A 15112-nucleotide genomic window follows, 5' to 3' on the forward strand; every position below is an offset into this window, starting at 1 on the left:
CAGAAGTCAGACAGGGCGATATATCATGAAACGACTCATAGTAGGGATCAGCGGTGCCAGCGGCGCCATTTACGGCGTGCGGCTGTTGCAGGTTTTACGCGATGTACCGGACGTTGAAACGCATCTCATCATGAGCCAGGCCGCCCGCCAGACGCTGTCGCTGGAGACCGATTTATCGCTGCGCGATGTCCAGGCGCTTGCCAACGTGACGCACGATGCGCGCGACATTGCCGCCAGCATTTCCTCAGGCTCATTTTCGACTGCCGGCATGGTGATTCTGCCATGCTCCATCAAAACCCTTTCCGGTATTGTGCACAGCTATACCGACGGCCTGTTGACCCGTGCGGCAGACGTGGTGTTGAAAGAGCGCCGTCCGCTGGTGCTGTGCGTTCGGGAAACGCCGCTCCATCTTGGGCATCTGCGCTTAATGACTCAGGCGGCGGAAATTGGTGCGGTGATTATGCCGCCGGTTCCGGCGTTTTATCATCGTCCTGTGACGCTGGATGATGTGATAAATCAAACGGTTAATCGCGTTCTCGATCAGTTTGATATCGCCCTGCCGCAGGACCTTTTTACCCGCTGGCAGGGGGCATAACATTGCGCTGTCAGCGTGCCTTTTTGCATCAGTTGCCCTGTTTCAGGGCAATTTTGTAACCGCGATCATATCCTCAACATTTAATTCGCTAAATCCATTCGAAACGCTGCGGTTCATCCGTCAGACCTGCTATCTTCAACATCAGGACAATATTGCAACGTTTTATTAACATATTTAACGTCGAATATCCCGGGCGGCGCGAAAATGGCATAAGACCTGCATGAAAAAGCCTGCAAACACACAACACAACGTAAAACATAATAAAGTCATTCCACTTGAGGGTTATGTATGAAGAAGTCAATTCTCGCTCTGTCATTGCTGATTGGTCTTTCTGCTACTGCATCCAGCTATGCGGCGCTGCCGCAAACGGTGCGCATTGGCACAGACACAACCTACGCCCCGTTCTCTTCGAAAGATGCCAAAGGCGACTTCATCGGCTTTGATATCGATCTGGGCAATGAGATGTGTAAGCGTATGCAGGTCAAATGTACCTGGGTCGCCAGTGATTTTGATGCGCTGATCCCATCACTCAAAGCGAAGAAAATTGATGCCATTATCTCTTCGCTCTCGATTACCGATAAGCGTCAGCAGGAAATCGCGTTCTCTGACAAGCTGTACGCGGCGGACTCGCGGTTGATTGCGGCGAAAGGCTCACCGATTCAGCCGACGCTTGACGCGCTGAAAGGTAAGCACGTTGGCGTGTTACAAGGCTCAACTCAGGAAGCGTATGCCAATGATATCTGGCGCAGCAAGGGCGTGGATGTGGTGGCCTATGCAAACCAGGATCTGATTTATTCCGACCTGACTGCGGGCCGTCTTGATGCGGCACTGCAGGACGAAGTTGCCGCCAGCGAAGGTTTCCTCAAACAGCCTGCGGGCAAAGACTATGCTTTTGCCGGTCCTTCCGTGAAGGATAAAAAGTACTTCGGCGACGGTACGGGCGTCGGTTTACGTAAAGATGATGCTGAACTGAAGGCCGCCTTCGATAAGGCACTTGCCGATCTGCGTCAGGATGGCACTTACGACAAGATGGCGAAAAAATACTTTGACTTTAACGTCTACGGTGACTGAAACCTCAATATGGGGAACGGATTGCACCGGTCGGGTTAACCATTACGGTGCGTGACAGGTGAATTGCACCGTTATGGTGCAATTAGTGCGGGTGAACAGGGTGGAAGTGCATATTTAAGCGCTTTTCATGCAAAATAAACCGGGCGACAGGGTAGAATGTTTTGCCTTGTCGACCCGATTAGTGGCACGATAACTGCACCTGGTCCTGTAAACATCCCCTATAAAAGACAGTCTGTTGAGGATAGTTATGAAAAAACTGGTGTTATCTCTTTCTCTGGTCCTGGCTTTCTCCAGTGCTACCGCAGCATTTGCCGCTATTCCGCAAAAAGTTCGTATCGGTACCGATCCGACCTATGCCCCGTTTGAGTCAAAGAATGCCAAGGGTGAATTAGTCGGTTTTGATATCGATCTGGCGAAAGAGCTGTGCAAACGTATTAATACACAATGTACCTTCGTTGAGAACCCGCTGGATGCGCTGATCCCTTCGTTAAAAGCGAAGAAAATCGACGCTATCATGTCCTCGCTTTCGATTACTGAAAAACGTCAGCAGGAAATCGCCTTCACCGACAAACTTTATGCAGCCGACTCGCGTCTGGTGGTGGCCAATGCGTCTGACATTCAGCCGACCGTTGAGTCGCTGAAAGGCAAGCGTGTCGGTGTGCTGCAGGGCACCACCCAGGAGACGTTTGGTAACGAACACTGGGCGCCAAAAGGCATTGAGATCGTGTCGTATCAGGGCCAGGACAATATTTACTCCGACCTGACTGCCGGACGTATTGATGCCGCATTCCAGGATGAAGTCGCCGCGAGCGAAGGCTTCCTGAAACAACCCGTTGGCAAAGATTACAAATTCGGCGGCCCGTCTGTGAAAGACGAGAAACTGTTTGGTGTAGGGACCGGTATGGGTCTGCGCAAAGAGGATAACGAATTGCGTGAAGCCCTGAACAAAGCGTTTGCAGAAATGCGCGCTGACGGAACTTACGAGAAGCTGGCGAAGAAGTACTTTGATTTTGATGTTTACGGCGGTTAATCACCGCAGGTGCAGATAAAGCCCGAAGATGTTTGACAGACTTTATGCCAGATGACGGCTTCGCCTTATCCGGCCTACGACGATGTTCTTGTAGGCCGGATAAGCGTAGCGCCATCCGGCATCAATGAAGTGTGTCATCACGTCAAAAGAGGCTTCTAACTCGCCACTCACGACAGGACAGGCAGCATGTTGTACGGGTTTTCAGGTGTTATTTTACAGGGCGCAATTGTCACGCTGGAACTGGCTCTCAGTTCCGTGGTGCTGGCCGTTCTGATCGGCCTCGTCGGAGCGGGGGCCAAACTCTCGCAAAACCGGGTGACGGGGCTTATTTTCGAAGGTTATACCACCCTCATTCGCGGGGTGCCGGATCTGGTGCTGATGCTGCTGATTTTTTATGGCTTGCAGATAGCACTCAACGCGTTAACCGATGCGATAGGCATCGGTCAGATTGATATCGACCCGATGGTCGCGGGTATTATTACGCTCGGCTTCATCTACGGTGCGTATTTTACGGAAACCTTCCGTGGCGCCTTTATGGCGGTCCCCAAAGGGCATATTGAAGCGGCAACGGCCTTCGGTTTCACCTCTTCCCAAATTTTTCGCCGCATTATGTTCCCGGCGATGATGCGTTATGCGCTGCCGGGGATTGGGAACAACTGGCAGGTGATCCTCAAAGCGACGGCGCTGGTCTCGCTGCTCGGTCTGGAAGATGTGGTAAAAGCCACGCAGTTGGCCGGGAAGAGCACCTGGGAGCCCTTCTATTTCGCCATCGTCTGCGGACTTATTTATCTGGTATTTACTACGGTTTCTAATGGTGTGCTGCTGTTCCTTGAGCGCCGCTACTCCGTCGGTGTGAAGAGGGCTGACCTGTGATCGAGATTATTCAGGAGTACTGGAAATCCCTGTTGTGGACGGACGGCTACCGCTTTACGGGCGTGGCGATAACGCTGTGGCTGCTGATCTCCTCCGTGGTGATGGGCGGCATTCTGGCAGTAATTCTGGCGATTGGCCGCGTTTCCAGTAACAAATTCATCCAGTTTCCCATTTGGCTATTCACCTATATTTTCCGCGGGACGCCACTGTACGTTCAGCTACTGGTGTTCTATTCAGGGATGTACACGCTGGAGATTGTCAAAGGCACGGATTTTCTTAACGCCTTCTTTCGCAGCGGTCTGAACTGTACCGTTCTGGCGCTGACGCTGAACACCTGCGCGTATACCACGGAGATTTTCGCTGGGGCGATCCGTTCGGTTCCACACGGTGAAATTGAAGCAGCGCGCGCGTATGGCTTCTCCTCGTTTAAAATGTATCGTTGCATTATTCTGCCTTCGGCGCTGCGTATCGCGTTGCCCGCGTACAGCAACGAGGTCATTTTGATGTTGCACTCCACGGCGCTGGCCTTCACCGCGACGGTTCCGGATCTACTGAAAATCGCCCGTGATATAAACTCGGCGACCTATCAGCCCTTTACCGCCTTCGGTATTGCCGCCGTGCTGTACTTAATCATATCGTATGTCCTGATAAGCCTCTTCCGCCGCGCGGAAAGGCGCTGGTTGCAGCATGTTTCCTCTAAATAATTCGAGTAACACGATGTCTGAGAATAAATTAAACGTTATCGATTTGCACAAACGCTACGGCGAACACGAAGTGCTGAAAGGGGTTTCGCTGCAGGCCAACGCCGGGGATGTGATCAGTATTATTGGTTCTTCTGGCTCGGGAAAAAGTACGTTTTTGCGCTGCATAAACTTCCTCGAAAAACCGAGTGAAGGGTCGATTGTGGTCAATGGCCAGAATATTAACCTGGTGCGTGACAAGGACGGTCAGCTAAAAGTGGCGGATAAAAATCAGCTTCGTTTACTGCGTACGCGCCTGACAATGGTGTTTCAGCACTTTAACCTGTGGAGCCACATGACGGTGCTGGAAAACGTCATGGAAGCGCCGATTCAGGTACTGGGCCTGAGCAAACAGGAGTCCCGCGAGCGGGCGATCAAATATCTGGCGAAAGTTGGTATTGATGAGCGCGCCCAGGGGAAATATCCGGTGCATCTTTCCGGCGGTCAGCAGCAGCGTGTGTCGATTGCGCGCGCGTTGGCGATGGAGCCGGAGGTGTTGCTCTTTGACGAACCGACCTCGGCGCTGGATCCTGAACTGGTGGGCGAAGTGCTGCGTATCATGCAGCAACTGGCAGAAGAGGGAAAAACGATGGTGGTGGTGACGCACGAAATGGGCTTTGCCCGCCATGTCTCCAGCCACGTTATTTTCCTGCATCAGGGGAAAATCGAAGAAGAGGGCAATCCGGAGCAACTCTTTGGCAATCCGCAAAGTCCACGTCTGCAACAGTTCCTGAAAGGATCGCTGAAGTAACATTTCTCTGTTGGCGTGGTGTTTTCAGCTAATAGTCCTGATAAGCGCAGCGCCTCAGGCTAACATTCAATGCCGGATGGGGGCGTAAACGCCTTATCCGGCCTACAGATCAACAAACGCCTCTGCCTCCAGACGGTATCCCCAGTCATCATAGTGGATACCGTTGACCTCAAACGCTTTCTCCAGTACCTGCGTACGCACAAATCCGAGCTTTTCCAGCAGACGAACTGAACCCCGATTCTCGGCGAGCACCCAGGCGTTGATGGCTTTCACACCGGCATCGCAAAAGGCATAGTTGCAGACGGCGCGAACGGCCTCGCTGGCGATACCGCGTCCCTGGGCTGCGGGGATGACGCAATAACCGATATCCGCTTCTTGCGGAAAATGATGGCTAACCTGTAAGCCAATGTCGCCCAGCGGTGTGGCATCGTGATGCTGGCGGATCACGAAGGTGTGTTTTGAGGTAAGGCGACGTGCAAACAATAAGCGTGTTTCGCGTTCGGGGCAGAGGTTGCCCATAAAACGCATGACGTCCGGATTTTCACGAAGCGCGAGGAAAAAGGGCCAGTCTGTGGGTTGAAACGGGGAAAGCGTCAGTCGTTCAGTGGTGAGTCGTGCCATAAAATCGCCATTCCGGGAGCCAGTGAGACTACCTTACCACCGGAATAGCGAGGGTGAACAGGGAAGACGTTAACGAACAACATCCGCCAGCGCTTCTTCAAGATCGTACCAACGGAAGGGAAATCCGGCGGCTTCCAGTCGTTTTGGCAGGGCGCGCTGCCCACCCAGCACCAGAACGGACGACTCGCCCATCAGCAGGCGAATCACCGTGGCCGGTACGCGAAGAATCGCAGGTCGCTGCAGGGCATGTCCTAGCGCATGAGCAAACTGTTCATTGCGTACCGGGTAGGGTGAGACCATGTTGAACGGCCCACGCAGATCGTTATCCAGCAGCCAGAGGATCGCATTGACCATGTCATCAATGTGGATCCAGGCCAGATACTGGCGACCGCTGCCGATTGGGCCACCGAGGCCCAGGCGAAAGGGCGGTATCATTTTGGCGAGGATCCCGCCTTTTGGCGCCAGCACCACGCCGGTACGCAGCAGGCACACGCGCGTTCTGTCGCTTTGCGCCTCACAGGCAATTTGCTCCCAGCGCGCGCAAAGCTTATGGGTGAATTCGTTATGCGGCGGCTCTTCCTCGGTGACAACCACTTCACCCAGATCACCGTAATAACCGGCGGCAGAACCTGAAATCAGGACCGACGGCGGCGTTTCACTGGCGTTAATGAGGTCCGCCAGTTTCTGGGTGATGCGCCAGCGGCTCTGGCACAGGCGATCTTTTTGCTCTGTCGTCCAGCGCTTGTCAGCAATGGGTTCACCGGCCAGGTTAATCACCGCATCGATGTCGTCGAGATTGTGCTTATCGTCCAGCGAGTTCCACAGGGTGACCCGATCATTAAGTTTTTTGCGGGCGTCATCGGGGCGGCGGGTCAGTACCGTCACCTGATGGCCCAGTTCCTGCAGGCGCGGGACCAGGTGTCCTCCGATAAGGCCAGTCCCTCCAGTTACCAGTATCTTCATGCAGCCTCCCGTGAAAGCGGTTAGCGCTGCCAGCTCAACGTCATGGAGACAGAATCGGCATAACGCAACGCGTGTAGTTTGTCGACTTCCACTTCAGCATAAGTGACCCAGTGGTGTTCGCGTGCGATATCGAGCACATCCTGGGTTAATTTTTCTAACAATGAGAAGCGGTTGTTCTCAACGTGCAGGATGATATTTTTGGTGATCGTGCGGTAGTTCAGCGCATCATTGATGTCTTCGCTGACGCGGGCTTTGTCTGCCGGATAGTGAATCGCAACGTTGATGACAATGTCCTGTCGGTTATTGATCTCTTCCTCTTTGATACCGATGAAAGTGCGTAAACGAAGGTTTTTTATACGAATAATAGCGTCATGATGTGACATTGCAGGTCTCCTCCATGTATGAACTCTCGCATGATACACGAGAACCCGGCCATGTTATTCTTTTGCACTCGCAGGATCCTGGTGCGCCCGCATCATCGCGCGTTCCGTGGCGGGTCGACTGCGAATGCGGTCAAACCAATTCTTCACAGCGGGAAACATGTCAAGGTCGACGCGCTGACGCTGCCAGGCGTTCACCCACGGCCAGCAGGCAATGTCGGCGATGCTGTAATGTTCACCGCCCAGCCACGGCGACGTTTCCAGCCGTTTATTGAGGACGTTATACAGCCGCTGTGTCTCCACCTGATAGCGTTCGATGGCGTAGGGGATGGCCTGCGGGGCGAAATGGTTGAAATGGTGATTCTGACCGAGCATCGGTCCCAGTCCGCCCACCTGCCAGAATAGCCATTGCAATGTGGTATGGCGCTCGCGCAATTCGCCGCTAAGCAACAGGCCGCTCTTTTCCGCCAGATAGATCAAAATGGCGCCGGACTCAAACAGGCTGAGCGGTGTGCCGCCATCGATCGGGGCATGATCGACGATGGTGGGGATTTTATTGTTGGGTGAAATGGCCAGGAAATCAGGGCGAAACTGATTTCCCTTACTGATATCCACCTTAATGAGTCGGTAGTCCAGTGCAGCCTCTTCAAGGAAGATCGTAATCTTGTGCCCATTGGGTGTCGGGGCATAATAGAGGTCGATCATTTCAGCTCCAGAAAGCATTGAGTGGAATTAGACAACCACAAGTATAGAAAGCCTGTTGCGCTGTGTGAGTTTTCATCAGGTGACAGCAAGCGAAAGACCCTCTATGTTGTGAGAAAAGCCTAATAACGACGAGGATGCTATGAGTAAACCCAACATCACGCTGTGGTCAGACGCGAATTTTTTCTCTCCCTACGTGCTATCTGCCTATGTTGCGTTGCAGGAAAAGGGGCTGCCGTTTAGCCTGAAAACCGTTGACCTGAACAGCGGCGAACATCTACAACCTGGCTGGCAGGGTTTTGCATTGACTCGCCGTGTGCCGTTGCTGGAAATCGATGGCTTTGAGCTGAGCGAGTCCTCCGCGATAGCTGAATATCTGGAAGACAGTTTTGCGCCACCCACCTGGGAACGAATCTATCCCCACGACCTGCAAAAGCGCGCGCGCGCGAGGCAGATTCAGGCATGGTTGCGCAGTGATTTAATGCCCATTCGAGAAGAGCGTCCGACGGATGTCGTTTTCGGAGGGGTAAAAAAAGGGCCGCTGAGCGACGCGGGGAAAGTCAGCGCGGAAAAACTGTTCGCCACGGCGGGGAATCTGCTGGCACACGACATGCCAAATCTTTTCGGAGAATGGTGTCTGGCCGATACCGATTTAGCCCTGATGCTCAACCGTCTGGTCCTCAATGGCGATGAGGTCCCTGAACGACTGGCGGAATATGCAGCATTTCAGTGGCAACGCGCATCTGTCCAGCGTTATATTGCGCTTTCCGCGAAGCGTTCAGGCTGATAAAGCGTCTACAATCCAGTATCATAATGTGGTTTTTGATGACACGGAGTATGTGATGAAACTGATGTTTGCATCCGACATTCACGGGTCCTTGCCTGCCACAGAACGCGTGCTGACGTTGTTTTCCCAGAGTGGCGCACAGTGGCTGGTGATACTGGGAGATGTACTCAACCACGGGCCGCGAAATGCCTTACCCGAAGGCTACGCGCCCGCTCAGGTGGCTGAGCGACTGAACGAACAGGCGGCGCAGATTATTGCGGTACGGGGAAACTGTGATAGCGAAGTGGATCAAATGCTGCTGAAGTTTCCAATGACCGCGCCCTGGCAGCAGGTGCTGTTGGATAATCAGCGGCTGTTTCTGACTCACGGCCATCTCTTTGGGCCGGATAGCCTGCCCGCTTTACGCGCCAGCGATGTCCTGGTGTATGGGCATACGCATCTGCCGGTGGCAGAAAAAAAAGGCGATATTTATCACTTCAACCCGGGTTCAGTAAGCATTCCTAAGGGGGGCTTTCAGGCAAGTTATGGCCTGCTGGACGATAATGTTTTAAGCGTTATCGCACTCAATGATCAAAGTATCATTGCACAGGTTGCGATTAATTCGTAATTTACCCCCACATATGTAAATGCGCCGTAAGAGCGCCAGAAAAAGAAGGTTTCCTGATGGTGGAACAGCGTCGTTTGGCAAGTACGGAATGGGTGGATATTGTGAATGAAGACAACGAAGTCATTGCACAATCCAGCCGGGAACAGATGCGAGCGCAGGGCCTGCGTCATCGTGCGACCTATATTGTCGTACACGACGGGATGGGCAAAATACTGGTGCAGCGTCGTACCGAGACAAAAGACTTTTTACCTGGAATGTTAGATGCCACTGCCGGTGGTGTTGTGCAGGCCGACGAACAACTGCTGGATTCTGCCCGTCGTGAAGCGGAAGAAGAGTTAGGCATTGCCGGCGTGCCATTTGCCGAACACGGTCAGTTCTACTTTGAAGATAAGAACTGTCGCGTCTGGGGGGCGTTGTTCAGTTGTGTGTCGCACGGCCCGTTCGCCTTACAGGAAGAAGAGGTCAGCGAAGTGTGCTGGCTGACGCCAGAAGAAATTACCGCTCGCTGCGATGAGTTCACGCCCGACTCTCTGAAAGCGCTGGCGCTATGGATGACCCGTAACGCCAAAAACGAAGCGGCCAGGTCAGAGTCGCAACAGGAGAAGCAGGAAGAGGCGGAGTAACCGCTCAGCAACTGTCCCTTACGCACAAACTGGAGGCGATCGGTTTTTGATCGCGCCAGTTGCCATCCTCAAACCGTGCCAGTAACGCGCGTCCAGCCTCAATACCAATCTTGCGATGGGGCACAGCCATCGTGGTTAACGGCGGCTGGCAAACCCTGCTCACATCACTATCGCCAAATCCGACTACCGCCAGATCGTCAGGCACTTTGATGCGTCGTCGCTGACACTCATACAGTACGCCACAGGCCAGTTCATCCGACACGCAAACCAGCGCGTCGAGTTCGGGCCAGGCGAGAATAAATTCGGGCAACTGCGAAGCGCCGGTGGAAAAGTTGGGGGGGAGCGCCGCGTTAATCACTCGATTCGGCGACATGTGGTGGCGCAGCATCGCCTTATACCAGCCTTGCAAGTGCTGCTGAAAAATCCACTGTTCCTGATTGGCGCAGAGCAGTCCAATGTTTTGATAGCCGCGTTGAATCAACATTTCGGTGAGTTCAAACATTGCTGCGACGTTATCAATACCAATGTTCATATCAATGGGATCGCTACGAATCGCGCCCATCTCCATGACCGGGATCCTGGCGTTTTTCAGCCAGTTCCGCACGGTGTCGCTGTGCTCGACGCTGAGCAAAATGGCGGCGGCAATATTGGAGGCCAGCAGCGTCTCAAGCAGCGTTTCTTCCTGTTCCAGGCGATGACGGGACTCTGCCAGCATGATCTGGTATCCGGCGGGCTGCAGGACTTCCTGCAATCCAGCGAACATTTCCGAGCAGCCAGCCTCTGAAAGATTTGGCACTACCATCGCAATGGTTCGTGATGACGCAGACGCCAGCGCACTTGCAGCCAGATTGGGCATGTAGCCCAGTTCATGCACTGCAGCGTCTATTTTTTCCCGGAGTTTATCGGAAACCTGTTCAGGCGTGCGCAGTGCACGAGAGACGGTCATGGTGCCGACACCGGCAAGGTGAGCGACATCCGCAATGGTCACCTTGCCTGTACTACGTCGTTTTCGGGTCAGAGACATACACATTCCTGCGCAATTACAATCGGTTGAGCCGCTTTTTATCGTCATTTTTTGCTTCGTATGCAGGGCAAGTATACGCCTTTAATGACTTTCATTGCTGTGATTTTACCCGGCAATTGTATTTTGATAGCGCTATCACATATCTGAACGATATCCCATGATAGCGCTATCTTTGTGAGAATGATCGCAGATAAGGTTTCATGGGTTGAATAAAGTTTGCTCACATTGAGCAAGAAATGAGGAGGGGACGTGCTGAATAAATGGTTAACGGAGTCAACCATCATGCTGCGCGAGAGCGTTGAGGACTGGCAGCAGGCTCTTGCGTGGTGTGCCAGACCTTTGCTTGCTGCCGGGATTATTACACCGGAGTACCTTACCGCCATCGTCGCGCAGCATCATCAACTGGGACCTTACTACGTCCTGGCACCGGGTCTGGCAATGCCGCATGCCAGACCGGAAGAAGGCGCAACAGCATTAGGGCTCTCATTGTTAAAACTGGAGCACGGTGTTTCATTTGGCGCAGGCGAATTTGATCCTGTCGACATTATTATCATGCTCGCGGCGCCGGATAAACATAGCCATATTGCCATGATATCCGCACTGGCTGAATTATTTTCAAGCGACGAGGATCTGGTGCGATTACATCAGGCAACAACCCTGGAGGAAATTAAAAAAATCATTTCACGTTTCTGATGTAAGTCATATTGGCATCTTCTAAAACATGACGCGAAAGCGTGATGCGGACGTACTCTACTTAAAAAAGGGGATAACAATGAAAATTCTGGCAATTTGTGGTTCTGGCCTGGGCAGCAGTTTTATGGTCGAAATGAATATTAAAAAAGTGCTCAAGAAACTTAATATTCAGGCAGATGTTGAACATTCCGATCTCTCCTCCGCCACGCCTGGAGCTGCCGATCTGTTTGTGATGGCAAAAGATATTGCCGCCAGTGCCAGCGTACCGGAAACTCAACTGGTGGTGATTAATAATATTATCGATATCAATGAACTGGAAGCGCAATTGCGCGAATGGTTCGACAAACAATAACTGTAAATGCACACCATCATGCAAACAGCCCGATGGCGGTTGCGCGCTGATGTGCATAAAGCGAGGTGGATATGTTTATCCTTGAAACGCTGAATTTTGTTGTTGATATTCTTAAAGTCCCTTCCGTGCTGGTGGGGTTAATTGCATTAATTGGCCTGGTCGCGCAAAAGAAAGCTTTTTCCGATGTGATAAAAGGGACAATTAAAACGATTCTGGGTTTTATTGTTCTTGGCGGCGGCGCAACGGTGCTGGTGGGATCGTTAAATCCGCTAGGCGGGATGTTTGAGCACGCATTTAATATTCAGGGCATCATTCCTAATAACGAAGCCATTGTCTCTATTGCTCTCGAGAAATATGGCGCCTCAACCGCGCTTATTATGGCGTTCGGGATGGTGGCGAATATTATTGTCGCCCGCTTCACGCGCCTGAAGTATATCTTCCTGACCGGGCATCATACGTTTTATATGGCCTGCATGATCGGCGTTATTCTGACCGTCGCCGGATTCGACGGGATCGGACTCGTCTTTACGGGCTCGCTGATTCTGGGGCTGGTGATGGCTTTTTTCCCCGCGCTGGCGCAGCGGTATATGCGGCGGATCACCGGAAATGATGAGATTGCCTTTGGTCACTTCGGCACTCTGGGATACGTGCTGTCAGGCTGGATCGGCAGCGTCTGCGGCAAAGGTTCCCGTTCGACCGAAGAGATGAACTTACCGAAGAACCTGAGCTTCCTGCGCGACAGTTCAATCTCTATCTCCCTGACCATGATGGTAATCTATCTGATTATGGCGATCAGCGCCGGTCGGGAATATGTCGAAAGTACCTTCAGCGGCGGGCAGAACTATCTGGTTTACGCCATCATCATGGCGATCACCTTTGCCGCCGGGGTGTTCATTATTCTGCAAGGTGTCCGTTTGATTCTGGCGGAAATCGTCCCGGCGTTTACCGGTTTTTCTGAAAAACTGGTGCCTAACGCGCGACCGGCGCTGGACTGCCCGGTGGTCTATCCCTATGCCCCGAATGCGGTACTGATTGGCTTTCTGTTCAGTTTTCTCGGCGGGCTGGTGGGGCTGTTTCTGTTGGGACAGATGAAACTGGTGCTGATCCTGCCAGGCGTTGTCCCACACTTTTTCACTGGCGCAACGGCCGGGGTGTTTGGTAACGCCACCGGTGGGCGTCGCGGGGCCATGATTGGCGCGTTTGCCAATGGCCTGTTAATCACCTTCCTGCCGGTTCTCCTCCTGCCCGTGCTGGGCGCGATTGGTTTTGCCAATACCACTTTCTCGGATGCCGATTTTGGCGTCGTTGGCATTGTGCTCGGCAACCTGGCGCGTTATCTGTCGCCTTTTGCCATCACGGGACTGGTTGTGGCGTTGTTTGCGCTGTTGGTGGCCTGGAACCTGTTCGCGAAAAACCGGACGGTAACGGGTCAGACTAAGGAAAATAATGGAGCCAAATCATGAGTGTGAAGGCGGTAACGCAACTGGCGCGCGAGATTCGCATCGCCACCCTGAAGTCGCTTATTGATCTCGGCTTTGGCCATTTTGGCGGCTGTATGTCGGTGGTGGAAACGCTGGCGGTTTTGTATGGCGAGGTGATGAACATTGACCCTGCCGATCCGGACTGGCCAGAGCGGGACTATTTCGTGTTATCAAAAGGCCATGCCGGACCGGCGCTGTATAGCACGCTGGCGCTGAAAGGTTACTTCCCGGTCGCAGAGTTGAGCACGCTGAACCAGAACGGCACGCGTCTGCCCAGTCACCCGGACAGGCTTAAGACGCGTGGCGTTGATGCGACGACAGGATCGCTGGGGCAGGGCATTTCTATCGCCGGGGGGATGGCGCTGTCGCACAAACTGGCGCAGCGGACTAACCGGGTATTCTGCATTGTGGGTGATGGCGAGCTCAATGAAGGACAGTGCTGGGAAGCGTTCCAGTTTATCGCTCACCATCGGCTGAACAACCTGACGGTCTTCGTTGACTGGAATAAGCAGCAACTGGATGGCGAACTGGATGACATCATCCACCCGTTTTGTCTTGAAGATAAATTTCGTGCGTTTGGTTTTGAGGCGTTCACGGTGAAAGGGGATGATATCCCCGGCCTGCTGGCGGTGGTCCAACCGGTTCTGGATAACCAGGCACGTCCACGCGTTGTGATTCTTGACAGCGTCAAAGGGCAGGGGGTGCCGTATCTGGAGCAATTAACCAACTCACATCACCTGCGCCTGACGGATGAGACCAGACATGCGCTGAACGATAATCTTCGCCAACTGGAGGCTACGCATGATTAAGCTCGCGCCCGCAGGACAAAAAGACAGTGTGGAGATGCGCAAGGTTTATGCCGGTTTTGTCGCGAAAGAAGTGGCGGCGGGAAGCCCGATCATTGCGCTGGAAGCGGATTTGATGAGCTCCATGGCGATGGACGGCGTGGCGCGCGAGTATCCGCAGCATGTCATTAATTGCGGCATCATGGAGGCGAACGTTATTGGTACTGCGGCAGGGCTGGCACTGACCGGACGCAAGCCGTTTGTGCATACCTTTACGGCGTTCGCCAGTCGCCGCTGTTTCGATCAACTGTTTATGTCGCTCGATTATCAGCGGAGTAACGTCAAAGTCATCGCCTCCGATGCCGGCGTGACCGCCTGTCATAACGGCGGGACGCACATGTCTTTCGAAGATATGGGCATCGTTCGCGGGCTGGCGCATTCGGTGGTGCTGGAGGTTACTGATGCCGTCATGTTTGACGATATCTTACGCCAACTGATTGACCTCGACGGGTTCTACTGGGTGCGCACCATCCGTAAACAGGCACCGAGTATTTACGCCCCGGGATCGACCTTTACGCTGGGGAAAGGAAATGTGTTGCGGGAAGGCAATGATGTCACCCTGATTGCCAATGGGATTATGGTGGCTGAAGCGCTGGAAGCGGCACGACAGCTGGAGCGGATGGGGGTCAGTACGGCCGTCATCGACATGTTCACCCTCAAGCCTGTCGATCGCATGCTGGTGAAGAACTATGCCGAAAAAACGGGGCGGATTGTGACCTGTGAAAATCACAGTATCCATAACGGGCTGGGATCGGCGGTAGCGGAAGTGCTGGTAGAAACCTGCCCGGTTCCGATGCGGCGGGTTGGCGTCAGGGAACGCTATGGACAGGTCGGCACCCAGGACTTCTTGCAGGAAGAGTATGGACTCACCGCGGCGGCGATTGTGACTGCGGCAAAATCACTGCTTTAGAAAGGAGAAACCGGATGAGCGCTAACGCTTATCCGGCCTACGAGGATAAGAAATATTGTAGGCC

At 53.3% G+C, this 15112-nt stretch carries 19 protein-coding genes and 1 pseudogene; 15 read left to right on the plus strand and 5 right to left on the minus strand.

Annotation, left to right across the window (positions count from 1 at the left end; translation table 11 throughout):
• Positions 1-25 precede the first annotated feature (25 nt).
• The 7 genes and pseudogenes from GBC03_12760 (at position 26) to hisP (ending at position 5060) form a co-directional block, all read left to right on the plus strand.
• Positions 26-595: a UbiX family flavin prenyltransferase gene (locus GBC03_12760; GenBank protein ID QFS71011.1), complete on the plus strand. Its 570-nt coding sequence runs from the start codon at positions 26-28 to the stop codon at positions 593-595.
• 288 nt (positions 596-883) lie between these two features.
• Entirely contained in the window at positions 884-1666 is a 783-nt protein-coding gene (gene argT, locus GBC03_12765) for a lysine/arginine/ornithine ABC transporter substrate-binding protein ArgT (protein QFS71012.1), read from the plus strand.
• A 247-nt stretch (positions 1667-1913) separates the two neighbouring features.
• Entirely contained in the window at positions 1914-2696 is a 783-nt protein-coding gene (gene hisJ, locus GBC03_12770) for a histidine ABC transporter substrate-binding protein HisJ (protein ID QFS71013.1), read from the plus strand.
• A 44-nt stretch (positions 2697-2740) separates the two neighbouring features.
• Positions 2741-2815 (plus strand): annotated as a pseudogene (locus GBC03_12775) (DUF3261 domain-containing protein).
• A gap of 67 nt (positions 2816-2882) precedes the next feature.
• A complete protein-coding gene (locus GBC03_12780; protein ID QFS71014.1) occupies positions 2883-3569 on the plus strand; it encodes an ABC transporter permease subunit in 687 nt (228 codons plus the stop codon).
• Positions 3566-4273 carry an ABC transporter permease subunit gene (locus GBC03_12785; protein ID QFS71015.1) on the plus strand — a complete coding sequence of 236 codons (708 nt, stop codon included), beginning with the start codon at positions 3566-3568 and terminating at the stop codon, positions 4271-4273. Before GBC03_12780 ends, GBC03_12785 begins: the two co-directional genes overlap by 4 nt.
• Before the next feature lie 13 nt (positions 4274-4286).
• Positions 4287-5060, plus strand: coding sequence for a histidine ABC transporter ATP-binding protein HisP (gene hisP, locus GBC03_12790; protein ID QFS71016.1), 774 nt, complete (start codon positions 4287-4289; stop codon positions 5058-5060).
• 102 nt (positions 5061-5162) lie between these two features.
• Here hisP and GBC03_12795 read toward each other — a convergent pair whose 3' ends face one another.
• The 4 genes from GBC03_12795 to yfcG all read right to left on the minus strand — a co-directional run bounded on the left by GBC03_12795 (position 5163) and on the right by yfcG (position 7729).
• Positions 5163-5681 (minus strand): GNAT family N-acetyltransferase, encoded by a 519-nt coding sequence (locus GBC03_12795; GenBank protein ID QFS71017.1) that lies wholly within the window; start codon positions 5679-5681, stop codon positions 5163-5165.
• Positions 5682-5750: 69 nt separating this feature from the next.
• Complete coding sequence (locus GBC03_12800) at positions 5751-6644, minus strand: TIGR01777 family protein (protein QFS71018.1); 894 nt, start codon at positions 6642-6644, stop codon at positions 5751-5753.
• A 20-nt stretch (positions 6645-6664) separates the two neighbouring features.
• Complete coding sequence (gene folX, locus GBC03_12805; protein ID QFS71019.1) at positions 6665-7027, minus strand: dihydroneopterin triphosphate 2'-epimerase; 363 nt, start codon at positions 7025-7027, stop codon at positions 6665-6667.
• Between the two features lie 54 nt (positions 7028-7081).
• A complete protein-coding gene (yfcG, locus tag GBC03_12810) occupies positions 7082-7729 on the minus strand; it encodes a GSH-dependent disulfide bond oxidoreductase (protein ID QFS71020.1) in 648 nt (215 codons plus the stop codon).
• A 139-nt stretch (positions 7730-7868) separates the two neighbouring features.
• On the opposite strand from yfcG, the gene GBC03_12815 reads away from it, so the two are divergent.
• From GBC03_12815 to yfcD, 3 genes are read left to right on the plus strand one after another with little or no spacing between them, the layout of a single operon-like run.
• Positions 7869-8513 (plus strand): glutathione transferase, encoded by a 645-nt coding sequence (locus tag GBC03_12815; GenBank protein ID QFS71021.1) that lies wholly within the window; start codon positions 7869-7871, stop codon positions 8511-8513.
• Positions 8514-8568: 55 nt separating this feature from the next.
• Positions 8569-9120 carry a phosphodiesterase gene (locus tag GBC03_12820; protein QFS71022.1) on the plus strand — a complete coding sequence of 184 codons (552 nt, stop codon included), beginning with the start codon at positions 8569-8571 and terminating at the stop codon, positions 9118-9120.
• A gap of 56 nt (positions 9121-9176) precedes the next feature.
• A complete protein-coding gene (gene yfcD, locus GBC03_12825; protein ID QFS71023.1) occupies positions 9177-9743 on the plus strand; it encodes an NUDIX hydrolase YfcD in 567 nt (188 codons plus the stop codon).
• Positions 9744-9747: 4 nt separating this feature from the next.
• On the opposite strand, the gene GBC03_12830 is transcribed toward yfcD, so the two are convergent.
• Positions 9748-10767 carry a LacI family DNA-binding transcriptional regulator gene (locus tag GBC03_12830; protein ID QFS71024.1) on the minus strand — a complete coding sequence of 340 codons (1020 nt, stop codon included), beginning with the start codon at positions 10765-10767 and terminating at the stop codon, positions 9748-9750.
• A 249-nt stretch (positions 10768-11016) separates the two neighbouring features.
• Between GBC03_12830 and GBC03_12835 the strand changes: the two genes are divergently transcribed.
• The 5 genes from GBC03_12835 to GBC03_12855 all read left to right on the plus strand — a co-directional run bounded on the left by GBC03_12835 (position 11017) and on the right by GBC03_12855 (position 15048).
• Complete coding sequence (locus GBC03_12835) at positions 11017-11460, plus strand: PTS sugar transporter subunit IIA (GenBank protein QFS71025.1); 444 nt, start codon at positions 11017-11019, stop codon at positions 11458-11460.
• A gap of 79 nt (positions 11461-11539) precedes the next feature.
• Positions 11540-11812: a PTS mannitol transporter subunit IIB gene (locus GBC03_12840; GenBank protein ID QFS71026.1), complete on the plus strand. Its 273-nt coding sequence runs from the start codon at positions 11540-11542 to the stop codon at positions 11810-11812.
• A gap of 71 nt (positions 11813-11883) precedes the next feature.
• Positions 11884-13275 (plus strand): PTS ascorbate transporter subunit IIC, encoded by a 1392-nt coding sequence (locus GBC03_12845; GenBank protein QFS71027.1) that lies wholly within the window; start codon positions 11884-11886, stop codon positions 13273-13275.
• A complete protein-coding gene (locus GBC03_12850) occupies positions 13272-14102 on the plus strand; it encodes a transketolase (protein QFS71028.1) in 831 nt (276 codons plus the stop codon). The genes GBC03_12845 and GBC03_12850 overlap by 4 nt, the downstream gene beginning before the upstream one ends.
• A complete protein-coding gene (locus GBC03_12855) occupies positions 14095-15048 on the plus strand; it encodes a transketolase family protein (protein ID QFS71029.1) in 954 nt (317 codons plus the stop codon). Before GBC03_12850 ends, GBC03_12855 begins: the two co-directional genes overlap by 8 nt.
• Positions 15049-15112: the final 64 nt, after the last annotated feature.

Origin of the sequence: Citrobacter telavivensis (assembly GCA_009363175.1) — a bacterium.
Classification (GTDB): domain Bacteria; phylum Pseudomonadota; class Gammaproteobacteria; order Enterobacterales; family Enterobacteriaceae; genus Citrobacter_A; species Citrobacter_A telavivensis.

Coding starts and splice junctions, on each gene's coding strand:
- argT (QFS71012.1), top strand. CDS start 884: ATGAAGAAGTCAATTCTCGCTCTGTCATTGCTGATTGGTCTTTCTGCT.
- GBC03_12795 (QFS71017.1), bottom strand. CDS start 5,681: ATGGCACGACTCACCACTGAACGACTGACGCTTTCCCCGTTTCAACCC.
- yfcG (QFS71020.1), bottom strand. CDS start 7,729: ATGATCGACCTCTATTATGCCCCGACACCCAATGGGCACAAGATTACG.
- GBC03_12815 (QFS71021.1), top strand. CDS start 7,869: ATGAGTAAACCCAACATCACGCTGTGGTCAGACGCGAATTTTTTCTCT.
- GBC03_12820 (QFS71022.1), top strand. CDS start 8,569: ATGAAACTGATGTTTGCATCCGACATTCACGGGTCCTTGCCTGCCACA.
- GBC03_12840 (QFS71026.1), top strand. CDS start 11,540: ATGAAAATTCTGGCAATTTGTGGTTCTGGCCTGGGCAGCAGTTTTATG.
- yfcD (QFS71023.1), top strand. CDS start 9,177: ATGGTGGAACAGCGTCGTTTGGCAAGTACGGAATGGGTGGATATTGTG.
- hisP (QFS71016.1), top strand. CDS start 4,287: ATGTCTGAGAATAAATTAAACGTTATCGATTTGCACAAACGCTACGGC.
- GBC03_12850 (QFS71028.1), top strand. CDS start 13,272: ATGAGTGTGAAGGCGGTAACGCAACTGGCGCGCGAGATTCGCATCGCC.
- hisJ (QFS71013.1), top strand. CDS start 1,914: ATGAAAAAACTGGTGTTATCTCTTTCTCTGGTCCTGGCTTTCTCCAGT.
- GBC03_12780 (QFS71014.1), top strand. CDS start 2,883: ATGTTGTACGGGTTTTCAGGTGTTATTTTACAGGGCGCAATTGTCACG.
- GBC03_12760 (QFS71011.1), top strand. CDS start 26: ATGAAACGACTCATAGTAGGGATCAGCGGTGCCAGCGGCGCCATTTAC.
- GBC03_12845 (QFS71027.1), top strand. CDS start 11,884: ATGTTTATCCTTGAAACGCTGAATTTTGTTGTTGATATTCTTAAAGTC.
- GBC03_12830 (QFS71024.1), bottom strand. CDS start 10,767: ATGTCTCTGACCCGAAAACGACGTAGTACAGGCAAGGTGACCATTGCG.
- folX (QFS71019.1), bottom strand. CDS start 7,027: ATGTCACATCATGACGCTATTATTCGTATAAAAAACCTTCGTTTACGC.
- GBC03_12855 (QFS71029.1), top strand. CDS start 14,095: ATGATTAAGCTCGCGCCCGCAGGACAAAAAGACAGTGTGGAGATGCGC.
- GBC03_12800 (QFS71018.1), bottom strand. CDS start 6,644: ATGAAGATACTGGTAACTGGAGGGACTGGCCTTATCGGAGGACACCTG.